This window comes from Nocardioides sp. cx-169, assembly GCF_021083605.1.
Lineage (GTDB): Bacteria > Actinomycetota > Actinomycetes > Propionibacteriales > Nocardioidaceae > Nocardioides.
In genome coordinates, this window is sequence record NZ_JAJNRO010000007.1 from 1 (window position 1) to 19,170 (window position 19,170).

The following is a 19,170-nucleotide window of genomic DNA, read 5'->3' on the forward strand; positions in this document are numbered from 1 at the left end:
CCCCCCCCGCCCCCGCCTTGGCCCCCCCGCTCCCCCGCCCCCCCCCCCGAGCTCCTCGGGCGGGTCGACGCCTTCTCGGGGTGCGGGACGGGCCGCCGGCGCGCAGCCGATCGGCTCGACCCGCACCCTGCAGACGGTGCGCGACGCCGACGGGCAGGTGACCTCGCGCGTGCGCCGTACCGTCCTGCCCGGCGGGCTGCGCGTCGTCACCGAGCAGCTCGCCGGAGCCCGGTCGGCCAGCATCGGCGTCTGGGTCGGCATCGGCTCGCGTGATGAGACCGCGCAGCTGCACGGCGCCTCACACTTCCTCGAGCACCTGCTGTTCAAGGGCACTCCCGAGCGCTCCGCGCTGGACATCTCGATCGCGCTGGACGCGGTCGGCGGCGAGTTCAACGCGTTCACCGCCAAGGAGTACACCTGCTTCCACGCGCGCGTCCTCGACGAGGACCTGCCGCTGGCCGTCGACGTGCTCGGCGACATGATCACCAGCTCGCGGATCACCGACGAGGACGTCGAGGCCGAGCGCGACGTGATCCTCGACGAGATCGCCATGCACGACGACGACCCCGACGACGTCGTCCACAACCTCTTCGCCGAGCAGGCGTGGGGGAGCGGTACGCCGCTGGGCCGGCCGATCGCCGGCTCCGTCGAGTCGATCGAGGCCCTGACCCGCACCCAGATCGTGCGCTTCTACCGGCGCCACTACCGCGCCCCCAACATGGTGGTCGCGGTCGCCGGCAACCTCGACCACGCCACGGTGGTGCGCCAGGTCCGGCGCTCGTTCGGGCGCAACGACTTCCTGAGCGGCGACGCGCCCCCCGCGCCGCCGCGCACCTCACGCCGTACGACCAAGGTGCGGGCGGGCACGGTCACGGCGGTGCGGCCCTTCGAGCAGGTCAACCTGGTCCTGGGCATGCAGGGCCTGCCCCGCAGCGACGAGCGCCGCTTCCCGCTCGCCGTACTCAACACCGCCCTGGGTGGCGGCACCTCGAGCCGGCTCTTCCAGGAGGTGCGCGAGCGCCGCGGCCTGGCCTACTCGGTCTTCTCCTTCGCCAGCAACCACGCCGACTCCGGCGTCGTCGGCGTCTCGGTCGGCTGCCTGCCGTCCAAGCTCGACGAGGTCCTCGCGGTCGTGCGCAGCGAGCTGGCCAAGGTGGCCGTCGAGGGCATCTCCGCCGACGAGCTCGCCCGCGGCAAGGGCCAGCTGCGCGGCGGCCTGGTCCTCGGCCTCGAGGACTCCGGCTCCCGGATGTCTCGCCTGGGCAAGGCCGAGCTCGTCCATGACGAGCTGCTCGGCATCGACGAGATCCTCGCCCGCATCGAGGCCGTCACGCTCGACGACGTCCGCGCCATCGCCGCCGACGTCTTCGCGCGGCCGGAGGTGCTTGCGGTGGTGGGGCCGGCGTAGGGGCAGGGTTATCAGCAGATGCTGATAACCCTGACGTTCTGGGGCGGAATTCTGGCCCAGAAGCGCCGGTTCTGGCCCAGAACCTCCCACGCAGCGCCGCGGCTAGGTCGCCAGCAGCACGACGCCGGCGCAGGCGGACGCCCAGAGCACGCTGGTGAACGTGCCGATGATGAAGCGCTCGGCGGTGCCGGTGTTCTCCTGGTTGCGCAGCTCGGGGTAGCGGCCCAGGCCCTTGAGGGCGAGCGAGATCGCGACGCCCTCGGGCCACCCGGCCAGCAGGCTGGCGGCGACGGCCGCGCGCTCGAGGCCGCCGATCCAGGCGCCGCCGCGCAGGACCTTCTCGGCCTGCTGCATGCTCTGCGCGCCCGTGCCGCCCTGGCGGTCCACGAACGCGAACACCCACGCGGTGACGGGGCCGCCGCCCGCGACCGCCAGGAGCCCGGCCAGAGCCATGCCCACGGCTACCGGCGTCTCCCCCTCCAGCTCGGCGGGTACGGCGGTCGCCAGCGCGGCGGCCAGCACGGCGAGGGAGGCCGGTGGCCAGATGCTCCGGCCGGCGGGGGTCCAGCCCCAGGCGGCCGCGATGACGCCCGCCGCGAGCAGGGCGAGCACGAGGGCGCCGGTCTCGTCGGGGGTCATGGGGTGGCTCCTGTCGGGTCGATGAGCTGGCCGGCGAGGTAGGTGACGAGCTCGCGGGCGCGCCGTCCCTCGACGATGCCGGCCGGCTGCGCACGTTGGCTCACGGCCGACTGGGTGATGCCGAGGCGCCGCCCGGCCTCCTCGTAGGAGAGACCCTGGGTGTCCACGAGGTCGGCGACCTCCCAGCCGCGGGGAGTGCGGCGCGCGAGCACTGCGGCCCACAGCCACAAGGTCGTCTCGAGAGCACGGGCCGGACCAGCGCCGGTGCCGTCGACGACGCGCAGGTGCCAGGGGCTGGACTTGGCCGCGGTGACGGCCTCCCGGGCGTGCACGAAGGCCGCTCCGGAGCCGGCGCGGGTCGAGGGCGGCAGGGGCAGGTCGACCGCCCCGAAGCCCACCCCGATGTTCCACTCGCCGGCGCGCAGCAGCACCTCGAGCGCGGCCGCCAGGGCGGCCGGGTCGTCCAAGACACCTTGGAACTCATCGCCGGCGGTGCGCTCGAAGCCGCGCAGCAGGGGGAGCCGTGCGAGCTGCCCGAGGGTGGCCGGCACCAGGTCGGGGCCGCTGCGGCTGCCCTGCTGGTCGGCGGTGAGGACCGCAAGCACGCGCACCCACCTCCCGATCGGCCATCGCCTGATCAGCACCCTACATTAGGCAGCAATCTAATGTCGAGTCCTCATAAGGTCCTAACCTTATCGACGGCCGATGATGCCGATGACCGCGGGCTGCTTATGGTCGATGACCGACACCCGGAACCCACCACCGGCCAAGGCGGCGGACGCCCGCTCGAGCACCCGCGGCACCTCCTCGGGCCGGCTGGCCTCGTAGAACAGGTATACCGCGCCGCCGGGGACCACGCGCTCGTGCAACAGCGCTACCTCGTCGGCGCAGTCGCGCACCCAGAACAGGTTCACGTTGAAGGAGAACACCTTGGTCAGCCGCTTGACCGGGACCCGCAGGGTGGCCAGGTCGATCTGGCGGACCGTGAGCCGTCCGGACTCGACGTGGGCGGCGTTGCGCCGCTTCGTGCGGTCGACGCCGGACTCCGAGCGGTCGATGGCGAAGAGCTTGCCGCTCTCGAGCTTCGCGCAGATGAGCTCCGCCGCCGCACCGGGACCGCACCCGATCTCCAGGACGTGGTCAGCCGGCTGGACGTCCATGAACTCCACCGCCCAACGGATGCGGGCCGGGATCGTGTTCGCCGCCATGGGCACCAGCCTGCCAGACGCAGGCGCCCGGGTGCAGGGACGGGGGCCACCTCGAGGCCTCGGTGTCGCGCTAGATTGCTCCGGTGGCGACGATCAAGGTGGGCGTGCTTGGAGCACGGGGCAAGGTCGGGGCTGAGGTCTGCGCGGCCGTCGAGGCGGCGGACGACACCGAGCTGGTCGCCGCCGTGGACCAGGGTGACGACATCGAGACCCTGGTCGAGCGGGGCGCCGAGGTCGTCGTCGACTTCACCCACCCTGACGTCGTGATGGACAACCTCGCCTACTGCATCAGTCACGGCCTGCACGCCGTGGTGGGCACCACCGGGTTCGACGACGCGCGGCTCGGCGTGTTGCGCGACCTGCTCGACGACGAGCCCGGCGTGGGTGTCCTGATCGCCCCCAACTTCTCCATCGGCGCGATCCTGATGATGCGCTTCGCCGCCGTCGCCGCGCCCTTCTACGAGTCGGTCGAGATCGTCGAGCTCCACCACCCCGACAAGGCTGACGCGCCGTCCGGGACCGCACGCCGTACGGCGGAGCTGGTCGCGGCCGTACGCCGCGAGGCGGGGCTCCCCGCGCCGCCCGACGCCACGAGCACCGCACTGGACGGGGCCCGGGGGGCCGACGTCCACGGCATCCGTGTGCACGGCCTGCGCCTGCGGGGGCTGGTGGCACACCAGGAGGTGCTTCTGGGCGGCGTGGGGGAGACACTCACGATCCGGCACGACTCGATGGACCGGGCCTCCTTCACCCCCGGAGTGCTCACCGGCGTCCGCCAGATCCGGAGTCGCCCCGGTCTGACCGTCGGGCTCGAGCACCTCCTCGACCTGGACTGATCCGTCCGCGGCTGGCGCCGCGAGGTCGGCGTGACCGGCTTCTGCAAGTTCCTGCAGTGCACACACGTGCACCCACCGAACGGATGCGCCCAGCGCCCCGGTCGCAACGGCATCTTCGGCGACGGCAGGGGCGCACCCAGCCCGGTCCACTACGGCAAGGGCTACGTCAACGCCTTCTGGGACGGCACCAAGATGACGTACGGCGACGGCGACGGCGTCGAGTTCGGCCCGCTGGTCTCGCTCGACGTCGCGGGCCACGAGATGAGCCACGGGGTCACGGAGACCACCGCCGGGCTGACCTACTCCGGCGAGTCCGGCGGCCTCAACGAGGCCACCTCCGACATCTTCGGGTCGATGGTGGAGTTCTACGCCGTCAACGCCGCCGACCCGGCCGGCTACCTCATCGGCGAGGAGTTCGACCTCGCCGGCCACCAGGGCCTGCGCCGCCTGGACGACCCGATCGCCGACGGCAGCTCACCCAACTGCTGGAGCGCCAACACCAAGAACCTCGACGTCCACTACTCCTCGGGCGTCGGCAACCACTTCTTCTATCTGCTGGCCGAAGGCTCCGGCGCCAAGACCATCGGCGGCGTCGCCACAGCTCCTCGACCTGCAACGGCACGACGGTCACCGGCATCGGTCGCGACGCGGCCCAGAGGATCTGGTTCCGGGCGCTGGACGTCTACATGACCTCCGGCACCACCTATGCGCAGGCCCGCACCGCCACGCTCAGCGCGGCCGCGGACCTGTACGGCGCCGGCAGCGCACAGCACCGCGCCGTCGCCTCGGCCTGGAGCGCCGTCAGCGTGAGCTGACCGTCTCCGGAGGGGAAGGGTCTGTGTCGGACGGAACCGGCACGGGCCCTTCTCGTCGCCCCACGAGTAGACAAGATTCACCGGGCACCCGGTGAATCTCACGCCGCCCGTATGAAGTTTCGTGGGGGAGCCGCGAGTTTCACCGGGCACCCGGTGAATCTCCCGGGTGCCGCCCCGCGCCTGCGACCGGGTCTCGGCGCGCCCGTGACGGCCTCGCGGGCCGGGGGGCGTGTGGGGCTTGGTCAATCTCCCCGCAGGACGCCGTGGCGCCTCGTACGTTCGGCGCTACGGCTCGACGGTGACCTTGATCGCGGCGCCGCGCTGGACGATGTCGAAGGCGTCGAGGACCCGGTCGAGGGGGATGTGCTCGGTGATCAGGTCCTTGACGGGGACCTGGCCGGTGGAGATGTACTCCAGGGCGCGCTTGTTGTGCTCGGGGGCGGAGCCGTTGGCGCCGTGGATGTGCAGCTGGCGGTAGTGCACGACGTTGGAGTCGCAGGTGATGGTCGGGTCGGTCTTGGGCAGGCCGCCGAAGAAGGAGATCCGCCCGTTGCGCGCAGCCATCGCGATGGCCTGCTCCTGGGTGACGTTGGCGGCGGTCGCGGTGATGATGACGTCCGCGCCCCGGCCGCCGGTGAGCTCCATGACCCGCTCGACGACGTCGACCTCGGCGCCGTTGATGACCTCGTCGGGCTGGACGGCTTCGGCGGACATCGCGAGCCGGTCGGCGTTGACGTCGATGAGGAAGACCTTGCCGGCCTGGTGGACGCCGCGCGCGATGCGGATGTGCATGCAGCCGATCGGGCCGGCGCCGAAGACGACGACGGTGTCGCCGGCCTCGATGCCGAGCAGCTCCTGGGCGTTGATCGCGCACGCGAAGGGCTCGGCCGCCGACGCCTCGTCGTAGCCGACGTTGTCGGGGATCCGGTTCAGGCCGTCCACCTTGAGCACCTGCTTCGGGACGATCATGTACTCGGCGAAGCCGCCGTCGTACTGGTAGCCGACCGAGGTCTGGTTCTGGCAGACCGCCATCCAGCCCTTCTGGCACTCGTAGCACTCGCCGCACGGCACGGCCGCGATCACCTGGGCGCGGTCGCCGACCTGCCAGTCGCCGCCGTACGTCGCCTGCACGTCGGCCCCGACCTCGACGACCTCGCCGGCGATCTCGTGCCCGATGGTGCGCGGGGGCGTGAGGTTCTGGTGGCCGTTGTGGAGGATCTTGACGTCCGTGCCGCAGGTCGAGCAGTTCTTGACCTTGAGCTTGATCTCCTCGGGCCCGCACGTGGGCTCCTCGACGTCCTCGATGCGCACGTCCTCGGGGGCGTAGAACCTCAGGGCCTTCATTCGTCCTCCAGCTGGGGTCAAGGGGTGGCCGGTCTACGCCGACCGCGCGTGATGTGACCATCAATACTACCGCATTTGTGGGTTTGATACTGAGTGTGTGGGTTTAGCCTCTTGACGGACGTGAAGTGGAGGAGATACAAAGACATTCGAAGATCGTGATCGGTGTCACACGCCGATGACTCAGGCCCAGGCCCGTTCAAGGGAGAGCTCGATGACCAGCACCGCCACCACGGGATCCGCCAGCGGCGGGCTTCGCACCCAGGTTCAGCGCTTCGGCACGTTCCTGTCCAACATGGTTCTGCCCAACATCGGCGCGTTCATCGCCTGGGGCCTGATCACCGCTCTGTTCATCGAGACCGGCTGGATCACCTTGATCGGCAAGGACGTCTTCGGCTACGAGGGCGGCTACGGCTTCGTGGAGGACCTCGGGGCCTGGGGCTCCGGCGCCGACGGCACCGGCATCGTCGGCCCGATGATCACCTACCTGCTGCCGTTGCTCATCGGCTACACCGGCGGCCGGATGATGTACGACGACAACATCCGCGGCGGTGTCGTCGGCGCGATCGCCACCATGGGCGCCATCGCCGGTGCCTCGGTGCCGATGTTCCTCGGCGCCATGGTGATGGGCCCCCTTGCCGGCTGGTCCATGAAGCGCCTCGACGCCCTGTGGACGCACAAGATCCGCCCCGGCTTCGAGATGCTCGTCAACAACTTCTCCGCCGGCATCTGGGGCGGCTTCCTCGCCGTCATCGGCTTCGTCCTCGCCGGCCCCTTCGTCGAGGAGTTCAGCAAGCTGGCCTCCAACGTCGTCAACACCCTCGTCGACAACAACCTGCTGCCCCTGACCTCGATCTTCATCGAGCCGGCCAAGATCCTCTTCCTCAACAACGCGATCAACCAGGGCATTCTCACCCCTCTCGGCACGACCGAGGCGAAGGACACCGGTCAGTCGATCCTGTTCATGCTCGAGGCCAACCCCGGCCCCGGACTGGGTCTGCTCCTCGCGTTCGCCGTCTTCGGCAAGGGCGTCGCCAAGGCGTCCGCCCCTGGCGCGATCCTCATCCAGTTCGTCGGCGGCATCCACGAGATCTACTTCCCCTACGTCCTGATGAAGCCGATCCTGGTTCTGGCCGTCATCGCCGGCGGCATGTCCGGCGTCGCGGTCAACGTCGCCTTCGACTCCGGCCTGCGGTCTCCGGCATCGCCCGGATCGATCATCGCGGTCTGGACGTCGTCGCCGCCCAGCAGCCTGGTCGGCGTGACGCTGTCGGTGGTCGTCGCGGCCGCTGTGTCCTTCCTGGTGGCCTCGTTCCTGCTCAAGATCGACCGCAGCGTCGACGAGGGCGACCTGGGCGCGGCCACGGCTGCGATGGAGGCCAACAAGGGCAAGAAGTCGTCGGTGGCCGGGATGCTGACCCGTCGCGACGCGGACCGCACCGGCCCCATCACCTCCATCGTGTTCGCCTGCGACGCCGGCATGGGGTCCTCGGCGATGGGTGCGTCGGTGCTGCGCAAGAAGATCCACGCGGCCGGGCACCCCGAGGTCACGGTCGTCAACAAGGCGATCTCGAACCTCAGCGACGACTACGACCTCGTGGTCACGCACCAGGACCTCACCGAGCGGGCCCGGCTCAAGACGGGGTCGGCGATCCACGTCTCGGTCGAGAACTTCATGAACAGCCCCCGCTACGACGAGATCGTCGAGCTGGTCGAGGAGTCCGGCGAGAGGGGGGGATCGGCGGCCACCGAGCCGGAGAGCTCCTCGGCCGCCGCCTCAGCCGGTGTCGGCGGGCTGCTGTCGCCGGAGTCGATCGTGCTGGACGGGGGGTCGGGGACGCGCGAGGAGGCGATCACCCGCGCCGGTGAGCTGTTGGTGGCGTCCGGCGCCGTGGAGCCGTCGTACGTCGACGCCATGCACGAGCGCGAGCAGTCGGTGTCCACCTACATGGGCAACCTGCTCGCGATCCCGCACGGCACCAACGAGGCCAAGCCCGCGATCAAGCGGACCGCGATCTCGTTCGTGCGCTACTCCGACGGGGTGCAGTGGAAGAACAAGGAGGTCAAGTTCGTCATCGGTATCGCGGCGCAGGGCGACGACCACCTCAAGCTGCTGGGACAGATCGCGGAGGTCTTCTTGGACTCCGAGCAGGTGGCCCGCCTGGAGGCGGCCACGAGCGCCGACGAGGTCCAGGAGGTCCTCGGGGCGGTGCAGCCGGTCTGACCTGGTCGGTGCCGCCCTCAGAGCAGCCGCAGTAGCGCGGCGACGAGGGCGGCGCCGGCCACCACCACGAGGAACGGTGCCCGCAGCATGAGCAGCCCCATCGCCGCGGCCAGCGCCGCGGCGCGCGCGTCCAGCACCAGGTCGTGCCCGCTGGTGAAGACCTGGACCGCGACCAGTCCCGACAGCAGGGCGACCGGGATCAGGTCGGCGACGCGGGCCACCAGCGGTCGCTCCAGGACGCGCGGCGGGACCGACAGCCCGGCCAGCTTGAGCAGGTAGCAGCCGGCCGCCGCCACGAGGATCGCCGTCCAGGTCATGCCGTGCTCCTCTGACGGAGCAGCAGGCCGGCCAGCAGTGCGACGCCCCCGGCGACCAGCACGGGTACGCCGGCCGCGGTCACCGGCACCGCGCCGAGGGCCACGACGGCGGCCAGCAGCGCGACGACGAGGTTGCGCCGCTGCTGCAGCCGAGGCCAAAGCAGCGCGAGGAACGCCGCCCCGACGGCGGCGTCCAGGCCGTACGTGCGTAGGTCGCCGATCGCCGTGCCGGCGACGGCGCCGACCATCGTGAAGAGGTTCCACAGGACGAAGATCGAGACGCCCGTGGTCAGGAAGCCGGTCCGGGCCCCCTCCCTGGTCCTGCGGGTCACCGACATCGCCGTCGACTCGTCGATCACCAGGTGGGCGGCGCCGAGACGGCGGGGCCCGGTCCAGCCCAGGAGTCCCGCCAGTCGCAGGCCGTAGAGCGTGTTGCGGGTGCCGAGGAGCAACGCCGTCAGCGCGCCGGAGAAGGGGGCGCCCCCGGAGGCCAACACCCCGACGAGGGCGAACTGCGAGGCGCCGGTGAACATCAGCAGGGACAGGGCGCAGGTCTGCAGCACGTCCAGTCCCGAGGCGACCGACACGGCGCCGAAGCTCACGCCGTACGTGCCGGTGGCCAGGCCGACGCCGAGGCTGTCGCGGACGATGCGACGGAGGTCCTCAGGGTCGGCCGACGGCGGGGTCACGAGAAGGCGGTGTGCAGGCGGACCTGCTTGACCTGCGTGCTGCCGGTGCCGTCCAGGTCCAGCGTGCGGTGTGCGCCGTCCGGCGCCCATCCCGCCTCGCTGAGGAAGACCCGCGTCGCGTCGTCCGTCGCCAGCGTCCAGACCACCGCATGGGTGAACCGGTCGGCCAGCATCGTGTCGACGGCGGCCTGGAGCAGCCGCGAGCCGTGCCCCTTGCCGCGCTCCTCGGGCGCGACGGTGAGCTCCTGCATCTCGCCGTCGGAGACCGGGTCGCAGTCGGGGTCCGAGGCCGGGCCGACGATCGCGAACCCGCACACCCGGTTGCGCTCCAGCGCCACGAGCACCCGGTTGCGGGCGTCCTGCGGCTTGCGCAGCGCCTCCTGCCACGTGGCTGCGGCGGCCCCCGTGTCGTGGGGGAGCGCCTCGGCCGGCAGGACGTCGGCGTACTGCTCGCGCCAGGTGCGCAGCTGGAGCTCCGCGATGGCCGCGGCGTCGTCGGCCCAGGCGATGCGCACGGACACGTCGGCGGTGGGGCTGCTCACGCGATCATCTTGGCACCTCGTCGTCGACGAGGTGGCGCAGGTAGGCGTCGGGGCGCTCCAGGAAGCGGCGCCAGTGGTCGACGACCTGGAGGTCCTCCCACGCCGTCTCGCGGAACCCCCATTCGCCGACCTCCAGGATCCTCGCGCCGGGCATCGCCGCAAGGACGGGGGAGTGGGTGGCGCACAGGACCTGCCCGCCGGCGGCCGTGACCCGGTGCAGGACCGCGACCAGCGCCAGCGTGGACGAGAAGGACAGCGCGGCCTCGGGCTCGTCGAGGCAGTAGAAGCCGTCGGAGCCGAAGCGGCTCTCGAGGACCGCCAGGAACGACTCGCCGTGGCTGAGCTCGTGGAACGGCACGTCGCCGCCGAGGTTCTCGATGTAGGTGTACCAGCCGTGCATCGTCTCGGCGCGAAGGAAGAACCCCCACCGGCTCGCCCCGATCCCGCGGCGTACGGCGAGGGCGCGGTGCAGCGGCGACTCGGACTCACGGGTGGAGTGCCGGCTGTGGGTCGAGCCGCCCTCGGGCGAGAGGCCGTACGCCGCCGCGACGGCCTCGACGACGGTCGACTTGCCCGAGCCGTTCTCACCGACCAGGAACGTCACCCCGCGGGCGAGCTCGAGCCCCTCGCGGGCGAGCTGCCGGACGACCGGCAGCGTCATCGGCCACGCCCGGGACTCCAGGTCGTGGCCGGGGTCCACCTCGACCCGACGCACGGGGGGCTGGTTGAAGTCCACGCGCCCAGGGTAGGGGCGGCCGGCTGGGAGCGGCGTCCTAGTGTCGGTGGCATGGAGATTCGTAACCTTGGAGCAAGCGGCCTGAAGATCTCGGCCATCTCGTACGGCAACTGGCTGACCCACGGGTCGCAGGTGGAGGAGGACGCCGCGCTGGCGTGCGTCCGGCAGGCCCTCGACGAGGGCATCACCACCTTCGACACCGCCGACGTCTACGCCAACACCGCGGCGGAGACCGTCCTGGGCAAGGCGCTGGCCGGCGAGCGCCGCGAAGGGCTGGAGATCTTCACCAAGGTCTACTGGCCGACCGGCCCGGGCGCGCACAACGACCACGGACTGTCGCGCAAGCACATCCTGGAGTCCATCAACGGCTCGCTGCAGCGTCTCGGCACCGACTACGTCGACCTGTACCAGGCCCACCGCTACGACCACGAGACGCCGCTCGAGGAGACGATGGAGGCCTTCGCCGACGTCGTGCGCTCCGGCAAGGCGCTCTACATCGGGGTCTCGGAGTGGCGCGCGGAGGAGATCCGGGCCGCGCACGCGCTGGCGCGCGAGCTGCACGTCCCGCTGGTCTCCAACCAGCCGCAGTACAACATGCTGTGGCGGGTCATCGAGGCCGAGGTCGTGCCGACCTGCGAGGAGCTCGGGCTCGGGCAGGTCGTGTGGTCGCCGATCGCCCAGGGGGTGCTCACCGGCAAGTACCAGCCGGGCGAGCAGCCGCCGGCCGGGTCGCGCGCAACCGACGACAAGGGCGGGTCGAACATGATCTCGCGCTGGCTCAGGGACGACGTCCTGGAGCGAGTGCAGCGCCTGCGGCCCATCGCCGACGAGGCTGGGCTGAGCCTGGCGCAGCTGGCCGTCGCCTGGGTGCTGCAGAACCCCAACGTCTCCAGCGCGATCATCGGCGCCAGCCGCCCCGAGCAGGTGACCGAGAACGTCAAGGCCGCGGGCGTGACCCTCGACGAGTCGACGATGAGCGCCATCGACGAGGTCGTCGGGGACGTCGCCGAGCGCGACCCGGCTAAGACGCAGTCGCCGCCGAAGAGGGACTTCGGCTGACCGCCGCGGCGCCGGCGGTCGCGAGCACCAGCCCGATCGCCACGCCGACGGCCCAGCCGTCACGCACGCCGTCACCGAGGAGCGCCACCCCGATGGCCGCCGGCAGCAGGGTCTGCCCGACGATCATCGGGGCGGTGGTCCCGGTGACCGCGTTGGAGTGCATCCCGAGCGAGTAGAGCCAGAACGACACCAGCCCGAAGGCCGGTACGGCGAGCGCCGCCAGCACGACCGGCGGCTCGAGCGGCAGGCCGACCCCGCGCACCGCGATGGCCGACCCGGCGTACCCGAGGCCGGCGAGCGCGCCCAGCACGGGGCCGGACCACTCCCGGCCGACCATCGCGGCCGCGAGCAGCAGCACGACGCCGAGCCCGACCGCCAGCGCGAAGGCCCAGGTCGTCACGACCTCGCCGGGCTCGCCCGAGCCAAGCGAGAGCAGGGCGAGCCCGGCCGTGACGGCTCCGACGCCCACCCAGTCGCCCCGGGACAGGTCCTCACTGACCCGGCGCGAGGCGAGTGCGGTCACGGGCAGCGACAGCGAGATCAGCGCCTGCGCCAGGTAGAGCGGCAGCAGCCAGATCGCGACCGCGTGCAGCACGAAGCCGCCGAGGTAGGCGGCGACCACGAGCATGGTGAGCGGGTCGCGCACCGAGCGCAGCACGAAGCCCACCAGGTGGGTGGGCCGCCCACCGATCCGGCGTACGGCGGAGGCCTGGACCACCGCGGCGACACCGAACAGCGCGGCGGCCACCAGGCCCGCGAGGAGCCCGGCGACCTGGTCGCTCACCGGTAGTGCTCGGGGAGCTCCTGGCCGATCTTGACCTGCGTCTTGGGCATCCGCATGAACCTCATCTGCATCGCGCGCGTGATCGTGTAGTACGTGGTGCCCTTCAGCGGCTCACCGGGGAAGCGGCGCGCGATCTCCTTGCGCACCCGGCGCCGGAGCAGGACCAGGTCGACGCCGACCAGCAGCAGCGTGCCGAGCAGCAGCGTGTTGCCCATGCTGCGCAGGTCGGGGTTGCCGGAGTAGCCGAGCACCATGGTGACGATGAGCAGCGGGATCATCAGCTCGACGATCGAGAAGCGGGAGTCGACGTAGTCGCGGATGAAGCGCCGCACCGGTCCCTTGTCGCGCGGCATCAGGTAGCGCTCGTCGCCGGTCTTCATGGCGGAGCGGACCTTCTGGCTCGACTCGATCTTGGCCTGGCGCTGCTGCTGCGCGATCTCCTTGCGGGTGCGCGGCACCTTGGCGCGCGCCTTGGCGGCGGCCTCGGCCTCACGGCGCGTGGGGGTCGGTCGGCCCTTGCCGCCCTCCCTGGCGGTGACGGCGGCGGCGTCGGCGGTGGTGGTCTCTGGCTTGCTACGACGGAACAACGAAAGGCCTTCAGCAGGATGGGCGGGAGCGATACCCCCTCAGAGTACCTGCGTGGTCGCGGACGTCACCGTCGGCGCCGTAGGGTGAAGTCCACGTCGTTGCACTCCGCTCCACCTGAGAGGGACCCCCGCATGAGCCTCATGAAGCGCGTCAGCCTGATCTTCCGGTCGAAGGCCAACCAGGCCCTCGACCGGGCCGAGGACCCCCGCCAGACGCTGGACTACAGCTACCAGCGCCAGCTCGACCTGCTCTCCAAGGTACGCCGCGGCGTGGCCGACGTGGCGACGAGCCGCAAGCGCGTCGAGCTGCAGGTGGCCCAGCTCGAGCAGCAGTCGGCCAAGCTGCAGGACCAGGCCGAGAAGGCGCTGCAGATGGACCGCGAGGACCTCGCTCGCGAGGCGCTGACCCGCAAGTCCGGCCTGGTCGGCCAGATCAACGACCTCAAGGCGCAGCACGCCAACCTCCAGGGCGAGGAGGAGAAGCTGACGCTGGCCCAGCAGCGCCTCCAGGCGAAGGTCGAGTCCTTCCGCACCCGCAAGGAGACGATCAAGGCGACCTACACCGCAGCCGAGGCGCAGACCCGGATCGGCGAGGCCATGTCCGGCATCGGCGAGGAGATGGGTGACGTGGGGATGGCGATCCAGCGCGCCGAGGACAAGACCGCGCAGCTGCAGGCCCGCGCCGGTGCCATCGACGAGCTGATCGCCTCCGGTGCGCTCGACGACGCCTCCTCCATCAACGCCGGCGACGACATCAGTCGCGAGCTGGAGTCGATGAGCTCGCAGGCCGACGTGGAGGCCGAGCTGGCACGGATGAAGGGCCTCTCCTCGGGGTCGGCCCCTGACGCGATCGAGGCCGGGTCCGAGCAGCCCGAGGGGGAGCAGCCGCGATGAGCTCGCTGATCGTGCGCATCCTGGGGGAGGGCCAGTACGACGTGGCCGACAGCGCCCTGGACACCCTGAACGAGCTGGACGCGACGCTCGAAGCCGCCGTCGAGACCGGTGACGAGGCGACCTTCCGTGAGGCCCTCAACGCGCTGCTCGACGGCGTCCGCGGCCAGGGGGTGGCCCACCCGCTCGACTCTCTGGACGAGTCCGACCTGATCCTGCCGCCGGCCGACGCGACCATCGAGCAGGTCCGCGAGCTGCTGGCCGACGACGGCCTGATCCCCGGCTGAGGCCCCGCTTGGACGCACCGGGAGAATGGGGCCATGGCTCGCACACGCTTCATTGGTGACTCGGGGCTCACCGCCCGCATGACCCTGGTGATGTTCCTGCTCGGGGCGCTGTTCGTCGCCCTCGTCGTGGGGCTGGCCTACGCCGCCGGCGGTGGTCTGGGCATCCTCATCGGGATCGCCGGCATCGGCATCGCGGTCTACCAGTGGTCCTCTTCCGACAAGATCGCCATGCGCGCCATGCGGGCGCGCGAGGTCAGCCCCGAGGAGGCTCCCGAGCTGCACGGGATGATCGACCGCCTGTGCGCCCTGGCCGACATGCCCAAGCCCCGCGTCGGCATCGCGCACACCTCGGTCCCCAACGCCTTCGCCACGGGCCGCTCGCCCAACCGTTCGGTCGTGTGCGTCACGACCGGCATCATGGGTGTCCTCACGGCCGAGGAGCTGGAAGGCGTCCTTGCCCACGAGCTCTCGCACGTCGCGCACCGCGACGTCCTGGTCATGACCGTGGCCTCGTCGGCCGGCATCGCCGCCGGCATGCTCACCCAGGGCGCCCAGTACGGCGGCCTGGGACTGCTCGGCGGGCGTCGCGACAACAACAACGGCCTGCCCGTGTGGCTGATCGTGCTCCTGGTCAGCCTGGTCGTCTACGCCGTGAGCTTCGTGCTGCTGCGGCTGCTCTCTCGCTACCGCGAGCTGTCCGCCGACCGGGCCGGCGCCTACCTCACGATGAAGCCGGCGGCCCTGGCCTCGGCGCTGCAGAAGATCACCGGCGAGATGAACCAGATCCCGCAGAAGGACCTGCGCCAGGTGAGCGCGGCCAGCGCCCTGTGCATCGCACCGGCGGTCGCCGGCGTCTCGCTGCGCACGCTCACCTCCACCCACCCCTCGCTCGAGCAGCGCCTCGAGCAGCTCGCCAAGATCCAGGCCGAGCTCGGCCGGCCCACCGCCTGATGGGCTTCTGGCAGGCGGTCATGGGCCGCTCCCGACCCAAGCAGGCCGACCTCGACGCCCTGTTCCTGATCCCGAGCGCGGCGGTCACGCTCCAGACCGCGATCGGGCTGACCCCCACCGGAGTCGGCTCGGTCTGCTACCGAGCCGCGGCCGGGGCCGGCTTCGCCGAGACCCAGAGCGACGTGGTGGAGCTCATCACCGGCGCCGTCGACGCGCCGGAGGTGGCCGTGAGCCACGACGGCTTCGGCTTCACCTGGCTGAGCGTCCACCGGCAGCCGGACGACATGGGCGGGCTCTGCACCGACCTGCACGCCGTCAACACCACCCTGGAGGCGGAGGGCTTCGGACCGTCGCTGCTGTGCTCGCTGGTGCCGTTCGCCGACTCCGCCGGCCGCCGTGTGGGACTGGTCTACCTCTACAAGCAGTCCTCGTTCTACGCGTTCGCCCCCACCGGGCCGCAGCAGCGCGACAACCTGCTGGAGATCCAGGTGCGCGACACGCTGCGCGACGAGATCCCGATGGAGCAGGACCTCTCCCGGTGGCTCGCGCTCTGGGGTGCCCCCGGCCTGTGACCGGAACCGGCGAGGAGCCGCCACGCCCGCCGGGTGAGTGCGCCCCCGCTAGTCCTTGTGGGAGCGGCCCGGCAGGTCGAGCATCCGCTGCAGGGCGACCAGGGCGTCGCGCTCGGTGTCGTCATCCACGTCGATCTGGTTGACCACGATCCCGTTGACCAGCGACTCCAGCGCCCACACCAGGTGCGGCAGATCGATGCGGTTCATGGTGGAGCAGTAGCAGACGTTCTTCTCGAGGAAGACGATGTTCTTGTCGGGGTGGTCCTGCGCGAGCCGCTTGACCAGGTTGAGCTCGGTGCCGATCGCCCAGCTGGTGCCCGCGGGCGCGGCCTCGATGGTCTTGATGATGAACTCGGTCGAGCCGACCAGGTCGGCCTTGAGCACGACCTCGTGGGTGCACTCGGGGTGCACCAGGATCTGGATGTCGGGGACCGTCGCGCGCAGGGTGTCGATGACCTCCGGGCTGAAGCGGCCGTGCACGGAGCAGTGGCCCTTCCACAGGATCATCGTCGCGTCGACGAGCTGCTGGGTGGTCAGGCCGCCGTTGGGCTGCTGGGGGTCCCACACCACGCAGTCCTCCAGCGTGAGGCCCATCTTGAGCACCGCGGTGTTGCGGCCGAGGTGCTGGTCGGGGAAGAACAGCACCTTGCCCCGGCGCCCGTCGGCCGCCAGGTCCTGCTTCTGGTCGAAGGCCCACTCCAGCGCCGTCTCGGCGTTGGAGGAGGTGCACACGATGCCGCCGTTGCGGCCGCAGAACGCCTTGATGTCGGCGCTGGAGTTCATGTACGTCACCGGGACGACGGCGTCCTGGACGCCGGCCGCGGCGAGCGCGTCCCACGCATCCTCGACCTGGGAGAGCACCGCCATGTCGGCCATGGAGCACCCCGCGGAGAGGTCGGGCAGCACGACCCGCTGGTGCGGCCCGGTGAGGATGTCGGCGGACTCGGCCATGAAGTGCACGCCGCAGAAGACGATGTACTCCGCCTCCGGGCGCCCCGCGGCGTCGCGGGCGAGCTTGAACGAGTCCCCGGTGACGTCCGCGAACTGGATGACCTCGTCGCGCTGGTAGTGGTGCCCGAGCACGAACACCCGGTCGCCGAGCGCCTCCTTGGCGGCGCGGGCCCGCTCGACCAGGGCCGGGTCGGAGGCCTCGGGCAGGTCACCGGGGCACTCGACTCCCCGCTCGGAGGAGAGGTCAACGCCTCGGCCGAGCGGCAGGAGGGGTAGGTCGACGGTCGTCATGGCAGCGATCCTAGTTCGGTGTGGCCGGGGTCTCAGAGCAGGGCACCGTGGTGAACGTAGGGCGACGGCGGGCTCATTCCCCGCAGCGCGAGGTAGCCCTCCGTGCGCAGCTCGAGCCGGGCGGCGAGCCCGACGTCGATGGCCCACTCGTTGGCGTCGGTGAGGTGCGCAACGGTGTGCTCGGCGCCGCCGTCGGCGATCGCCGCCCAGAGCAGCCGCGTGGCCGCGGCGCGGGTGGTGGCCGCGAGCAGCTCCACCCTGCCCTCGGCGAGGTAGGCGTAGCCCGAGCCGGTCGTGGAGTCGGACACGATCGGACGCCACAGCTGCTGCATCAGCTCGTGGTTCGGCCCGTGCGCCGCGCCGCGGACCTGCCGGTCGATGGAGTTCATGAGGTCGGTGTCGGCCGCCGAGCCGTCGCGCACCTTCTCGATGACCGGGATCGCGGAGCGGTCGACCGTGCCGGTGAGGTGCATCTGGGGGTGCAGCGAGAAGCCGGCCAGGCGGTAGCGGCGGACCGCCCTGGGGTCGCTCGAGGCCGACAGCATGCCGCGCAGGCAGCCGCGGCCGTGGTGTAGCGCCGCGTCGAGCAGCTGCTTGCCGATGCCGCGCGACTGCAGCCTCGGTCGGACGGCGTACGTCGCGAGACACCAGGTCTTGTCGCGCACGAAGGAGGTCGCCATCCCGATCATCCCGCTGTCGTCGTCGGCCACCCAGCAGCCGCCGGGGTCGGTCTCCAGGAGATGGTGGGTGCGGACCAGCCAGTCGGCCCGGCGCACGCCGGAGCGCGGCTGCGGCTCGGGGTCGCAGAGGCGACGAGTCCGGCGGTCGAACTCCAAGAAGCACTCCGCGCTCAGCCGCTCCGCTTCCGGCACATCGTCGGGTCGCATCGGCCGGATCGTCACCTCGGTCACGGCGCCAGCCTAGGTGTCGGCCAGGATGGGGCCCATGCGAGTCCTGGTGGCGCCCGACAAGTTCGCCGGCACGCTCACGGCGGTCGAGGCGGCCCGCGCCATCGCGGCCGGCTGGGCGCGGCGGGCGCCCGGCGATGAGCTCGACCTGGCCCCGATGTCGGACGGGGGGCCCGGGTTCGTCGACGTCCTGCACGAGACGCTGGGCGGGGAGCTCCTGGCGGTGACCGTGAGCGGGCCGTTCGGGGCGCCGACGCCGGCGACGGTGCTCGTCGTCGGTGATACCGCCTACGTCGAGAGCGCCCAGGCCTGCGGCCTGCCGCTGGTGGGCGGCCGGGATGCCGAGCGCGCCACCACGACCGGGGTCGGCGAGCTGGTGCTGGCCGCGGCCGCGACCGGGGCGAGCACCGTCGTGGTCGGGCTGGGCGGCAGCGGCACCAACGACGGCGGCGCCGGACTCCTCTCCGCGCTGGGCGCCACCGCGGACGGCGTCCTCGACGCCGGACCGGCCGCGTTCGGCGACCTGGGCACCGTGGACCTGGCACCGGCCCGCGCCCGGGTCGCCGGCCTGCGCCTGGTTGTCGCGACCGACGTCGACATCCCGCTGGCCGGGCTGTTCGGGGCGACCAAGACCTTCGGGCCCCAGAAGGGCATCGCCGAGGACCGGCTGGTGACCGTGGACGGGTGGCTGGAGCGCTTCGCGGCCGCGGCCGACCGCCGTACGGCGCTGGAGAAGGGGGCCGGCGCCGCCGGCGGCCTCGGCTTCGCGCTGCTGTGTCTCGGCGGGGTGCGCGAGCCGGGCATCGAGCTGGTCACGGCGGCGGTGGGCCTGGGTGAGCGGGCACGCAAGGCCGACCTGGTCCTGACCGGGGAGGGGGCCTTCGACTTCTCCAGCCGCTCCGGCAAGGTGCCTTACGGCGTCGCGGCGGTCGCGCAGGAGGCCCTGCGGCCGTGCGTCGCGCTGGCCGGGCAGGTCCTCGTCGGCTCCCGCGAGATGCGCGCCCTCGGCGTCGAGTCGGCCCACTCCCTGGTCGACCTGGTGGGGGAGGAGCGCGCCTTCGCCGACCCGGCCGGCTCCTTGGCGGCCCTCGCGGAGCGCGTCGCCCGCACCTGGTCCCGATGAGGGGTGCGGGG

The 19,170-nt window shown here is 71.6% G+C and carries 23 protein-coding genes; 11 read left to right on the forward strand and 12 right to left on the reverse strand.

Features of this window, described 5'->3' with window-relative positions:
- The first annotated feature begins 136 nt into the window (after positions 1 to 136).
- Positions 137 to 1,408, forward strand: a complete 1,272-nt coding sequence (locus LRP67_RS11155; RefSeq protein ID WP_231270254.1) for a pitrilysin family protein — start codon at positions 137 to 139, stop codon at positions 1,406 to 1,408.
- Positions 1,409 to 1,510: 102 nt separating this feature from the next.
- Here LRP67_RS11155 and LRP67_RS11160 read toward each other — a convergent pair whose 3' ends face one another.
- The 3 genes from LRP67_RS11160 to LRP67_RS11170 all read right to left on the reverse strand — a co-directional run bounded on the left by LRP67_RS11160 (position 1,511) and on the right by LRP67_RS11170 (position 3,255).
- Complete coding sequence (locus LRP67_RS11160) at positions 1,511 to 2,047, reverse strand: hypothetical protein (RefSeq protein ID WP_231270255.1); 537 nt, start codon at positions 2,045 to 2,047, stop codon at positions 1,511 to 1,513.
- A complete protein-coding gene (locus LRP67_RS11165) occupies positions 2,044 to 2,652 on the reverse strand; it encodes a sigma factor-like helix-turn-helix DNA-binding protein (RefSeq protein ID WP_231270256.1) in 609 nt (202 codons plus the stop codon). The genes LRP67_RS11160 and LRP67_RS11165 overlap by 4 nt, the downstream gene beginning before the upstream one ends.
- 87 nt (positions 2,653 to 2,739) lie before the next feature.
- Positions 2,740 to 3,255, reverse strand: coding sequence for a trans-aconitate 2-methyltransferase (locus tag LRP67_RS11170; protein WP_231270257.1), 516 nt, complete (start codon positions 3,253 to 3,255; stop codon positions 2,740 to 2,742).
- Positions 3,256 to 3,347: 92 nt separating this feature from the next.
- Here LRP67_RS11170 and dapB point away from each other — a divergent pair, with 92 nt between their 5' ends.
- The 3 genes from dapB (at position 3,348) to LRP67_RS21870 (ending at position 4,906) form a co-directional block, all read left to right on the forward strand.
- Positions 3,348 to 4,091: a 4-hydroxy-tetrahydrodipicolinate reductase gene (gene dapB / locus LRP67_RS11175; protein WP_231270426.1), complete on the forward strand. Its 744-nt coding sequence runs from the start codon at positions 3,348 to 3,350 to the stop codon at positions 4,089 to 4,091.
- A gap of 66 nt (positions 4,092 to 4,157) precedes the next feature.
- Positions 4,158 to 4,781 carry a M4 family metallopeptidase gene (locus LRP67_RS21465; RefSeq protein WP_308189733.1) on the forward strand — a complete coding sequence of 208 codons (624 nt, stop codon included), beginning with the start codon at positions 4,158 to 4,160 and terminating at the stop codon, positions 4,779 to 4,781.
- Positions 4,766 to 4,906, forward strand: coding sequence for a M4 family metallopeptidase (locus LRP67_RS21870; protein WP_374107416.1), 141 nt, complete (start codon positions 4,766 to 4,768; stop codon positions 4,904 to 4,906). Before LRP67_RS21465 ends, LRP67_RS21870 begins: the two co-directional genes overlap by 16 nt.
- 285 nt (positions 4,907 to 5,191) lie before the next feature.
- On the opposite strand, the gene LRP67_RS11185 is transcribed toward LRP67_RS21870, so the two are convergent.
- Entirely contained in the window at positions 5,192 to 6,250 is a 1,059-nt protein-coding gene (locus tag LRP67_RS11185; RefSeq protein WP_231270258.1) for a zinc-dependent dehydrogenase, read from the reverse strand.
- 211 nt (positions 6,251 to 6,461) lie between these two features.
- On the opposite strand from LRP67_RS11185, the gene LRP67_RS11190 reads away from it, so the two are divergent.
- A complete protein-coding gene (locus LRP67_RS11190) occupies positions 6,462 to 8,471 on the forward strand; it encodes a PTS mannitol transporter subunit IICBA (RefSeq protein ID WP_231270259.1) in 2,010 nt (669 codons plus the stop codon).
- A gap of 17 nt (positions 8,472 to 8,488) precedes the next feature.
- On the opposite strand, the gene LRP67_RS11195 is transcribed toward LRP67_RS11190, so the two are convergent.
- From LRP67_RS11195 to LRP67_RS11210, 4 genes are read right to left on the reverse strand one after another with little or no spacing between them, the layout of a single operon-like run.
- The gene (locus LRP67_RS11195; RefSeq protein WP_231270260.1) at positions 8,489 to 8,788 is read right to left on the reverse strand and encodes an AzlD domain-containing protein; all 300 of its coding nucleotides are present in this window, start codon (positions 8,786 to 8,788) and stop codon (positions 8,489 to 8,491) included.
- Positions 8,785 to 9,477 (reverse strand): AzlC family ABC transporter permease, encoded by a 693-nt coding sequence (locus tag LRP67_RS11200; RefSeq protein ID WP_231270261.1) that lies wholly within the window; start codon positions 9,475 to 9,477, stop codon positions 8,785 to 8,787. Before LRP67_RS11200 ends, LRP67_RS11195 begins: the two co-directional genes overlap by 4 nt.
- On the reverse strand, positions 9,474 to 10,019 hold the full coding sequence (locus LRP67_RS11205; protein ID WP_231270262.1) for a GNAT family N-acetyltransferase: 546 nt from the start codon (positions 10,017 to 10,019) through the stop codon (positions 9,474 to 9,476). The genes LRP67_RS11200 and LRP67_RS11205 overlap by 4 nt, the downstream gene beginning before the upstream one ends.
- Positions 10,020 to 10,023: 4 nt before the next feature.
- Complete coding sequence (locus LRP67_RS11210) at positions 10,024 to 10,755, reverse strand: AAA family ATPase (RefSeq protein WP_231270263.1); 732 nt, start codon at positions 10,753 to 10,755, stop codon at positions 10,024 to 10,026.
- Positions 10,756 to 10,806: 51 nt separating this feature from the next.
- Between LRP67_RS11210 and LRP67_RS11215 the strand changes: the two genes are divergently transcribed.
- Positions 10,807 to 11,814, forward strand: a complete 1,008-nt coding sequence (locus LRP67_RS11215) for an aldo/keto reductase family protein (RefSeq protein WP_231270264.1) — start codon at positions 10,807 to 10,809, stop codon at positions 11,812 to 11,814.
- Here the strand turns inward: LRP67_RS11215 and LRP67_RS11220 are convergent.
- A complete protein-coding gene (locus tag LRP67_RS11220) occupies positions 11,777 to 12,598 on the reverse strand; it encodes a hypothetical protein (RefSeq protein ID WP_231270265.1) in 822 nt (273 codons plus the stop codon). The two genes, LRP67_RS11215 and LRP67_RS11220, sit on opposite strands and share 38 nt — an antisense overlap.
- A complete protein-coding gene (locus LRP67_RS11225) occupies positions 12,595 to 13,185 on the reverse strand; it encodes a DUF3043 domain-containing protein (protein WP_231270266.1) in 591 nt (196 codons plus the stop codon). Before LRP67_RS11225 ends, LRP67_RS11220 begins: the two co-directional genes overlap by 4 nt.
- A gap of 132 nt (positions 13,186 to 13,317) precedes the next feature.
- Here LRP67_RS11225 and LRP67_RS11230 point away from each other — a divergent pair, with 132 nt between their 5' ends.
- Genes LRP67_RS11230 through LRP67_RS11245 form a run of 4 tightly spaced genes read left to right on the forward strand, consistent with a single transcriptional unit; the run spans position 13,318 to position 15,886 of the window.
- Positions 13,318 to 14,079 (forward strand): PspA/IM30 family protein, encoded by a 762-nt coding sequence (locus LRP67_RS11230; RefSeq protein WP_231270267.1) that lies wholly within the window; start codon positions 13,318 to 13,320, stop codon positions 14,077 to 14,079.
- The gene (locus LRP67_RS11235) at positions 14,076 to 14,363 is read left to right on the forward strand and encodes a hypothetical protein (RefSeq protein WP_308189734.1); all 288 of its coding nucleotides are present in this window, start codon (positions 14,076 to 14,078) and stop codon (positions 14,361 to 14,363) included. The genes LRP67_RS11230 and LRP67_RS11235 overlap by 4 nt, the downstream gene beginning before the upstream one ends.
- A 33-nt stretch (positions 14,364 to 14,396) precedes the next feature.
- Entirely contained in the window at positions 14,397 to 15,314 is a 918-nt protein-coding gene (htpX, locus tag LRP67_RS11240) for a zinc metalloprotease HtpX (RefSeq protein WP_231242426.1), read from the forward strand.
- The gene (locus LRP67_RS11245) at positions 15,314 to 15,886 is read left to right on the forward strand and encodes a hypothetical protein (protein WP_374107412.1); all 573 of its coding nucleotides are present in this window, start codon (positions 15,314 to 15,316) and stop codon (positions 15,884 to 15,886) included. The genes htpX and LRP67_RS11245 overlap by 1 nt, the downstream gene beginning before the upstream one ends.
- A gap of 48 nt (positions 15,887 to 15,934) precedes the next feature.
- Here LRP67_RS11245 and nadA read toward each other — a convergent pair whose 3' ends face one another.
- Complete coding sequence (gene nadA, locus LRP67_RS11250) at positions 15,935 to 17,128, reverse strand: quinolinate synthase NadA (RefSeq protein WP_231270269.1); 1,194 nt, start codon at positions 17,126 to 17,128, stop codon at positions 15,935 to 15,937.
- Between the two features lie 32 nt (positions 17,129 to 17,160).
- A complete protein-coding gene (locus tag LRP67_RS11255) occupies positions 17,161 to 18,039 on the reverse strand; it encodes a GNAT family N-acetyltransferase (protein ID WP_231270270.1) in 879 nt (292 codons plus the stop codon).
- A 34-nt stretch (positions 18,040 to 18,073) separates the two neighbouring features.
- On the opposite strand from LRP67_RS11255, the gene LRP67_RS11260 reads away from it, so the two are divergent.
- Positions 18,074 to 19,159 carry a glycerate kinase gene (locus tag LRP67_RS11260; RefSeq protein ID WP_231270271.1) on the forward strand — a complete coding sequence of 362 codons (1,086 nt, stop codon included), beginning with the start codon at positions 18,074 to 18,076 and terminating at the stop codon, positions 19,157 to 19,159.
- Positions 19,160 to 19,170 lie beyond the last annotated feature (11 nt).

Coding starts and splice junctions, on each gene's coding strand:
- LRP67_RS11160 (WP_231270255.1), bottom strand. CDS start 2,047: ATGACCCCCGACGAGACCGGCGCCCTCGTGCTCGCCCTGCTCGCGGCG.
- LRP67_RS11185 (WP_231270258.1), bottom strand. CDS start 6,250: ATGAAGGCCCTGAGGTTCTACGCCCCCGAGGACGTGCGCATCGAGGAC.
- htpX (WP_231242426.1), top strand. CDS start 14,397: ATGGCTCGCACACGCTTCATTGGTGACTCGGGGCTCACCGCCCGCATG.
- LRP67_RS11260 (WP_231270271.1), top strand. CDS start 18,074: ATGCGAGTCCTGGTGGCGCCCGACAAGTTCGCCGGCACGCTCACGGCG.
- LRP67_RS11190 (WP_231270259.1), top strand. CDS start 6,462: ATGACCAGCACCGCCACCACGGGATCCGCCAGCGGCGGGCTTCGCACC.
- LRP67_RS11245 (WP_374107412.1), top strand. CDS start 15,314: ATGGGCTTCTGGCAGGCGGTCATGGGCCGCTCCCGACCCAAGCAGGCC.
- LRP67_RS11170 (WP_231270257.1), bottom strand. CDS start 3,255: ATGGCGGCGAACACGATCCCGGCCCGCATCCGTTGGGCGGTGGAGTTC.
- LRP67_RS11230 (WP_231270267.1), top strand. CDS start 13,318: ATGAGCCTCATGAAGCGCGTCAGCCTGATCTTCCGGTCGAAGGCCAAC.
- LRP67_RS11215 (WP_231270264.1), top strand. CDS start 10,807: ATGGAGATTCGTAACCTTGGAGCAAGCGGCCTGAAGATCTCGGCCATC.
- LRP67_RS11235 (WP_308189734.1), top strand. CDS start 14,076: ATGAGCTCGCTGATCGTGCGCATCCTGGGGGAGGGCCAGTACGACGTG.
- nadA (WP_231270269.1), bottom strand. CDS start 17,128: ATGACGACCGTCGACCTACCCCTCCTGCCGCTCGGCCGAGGCGTTGAC.
- LRP67_RS11195 (WP_231270260.1), bottom strand. CDS start 8,788: ATGACCTGGACGGCGATCCTCGTGGCGGCGGCCGGCTGCTACCTGCTC.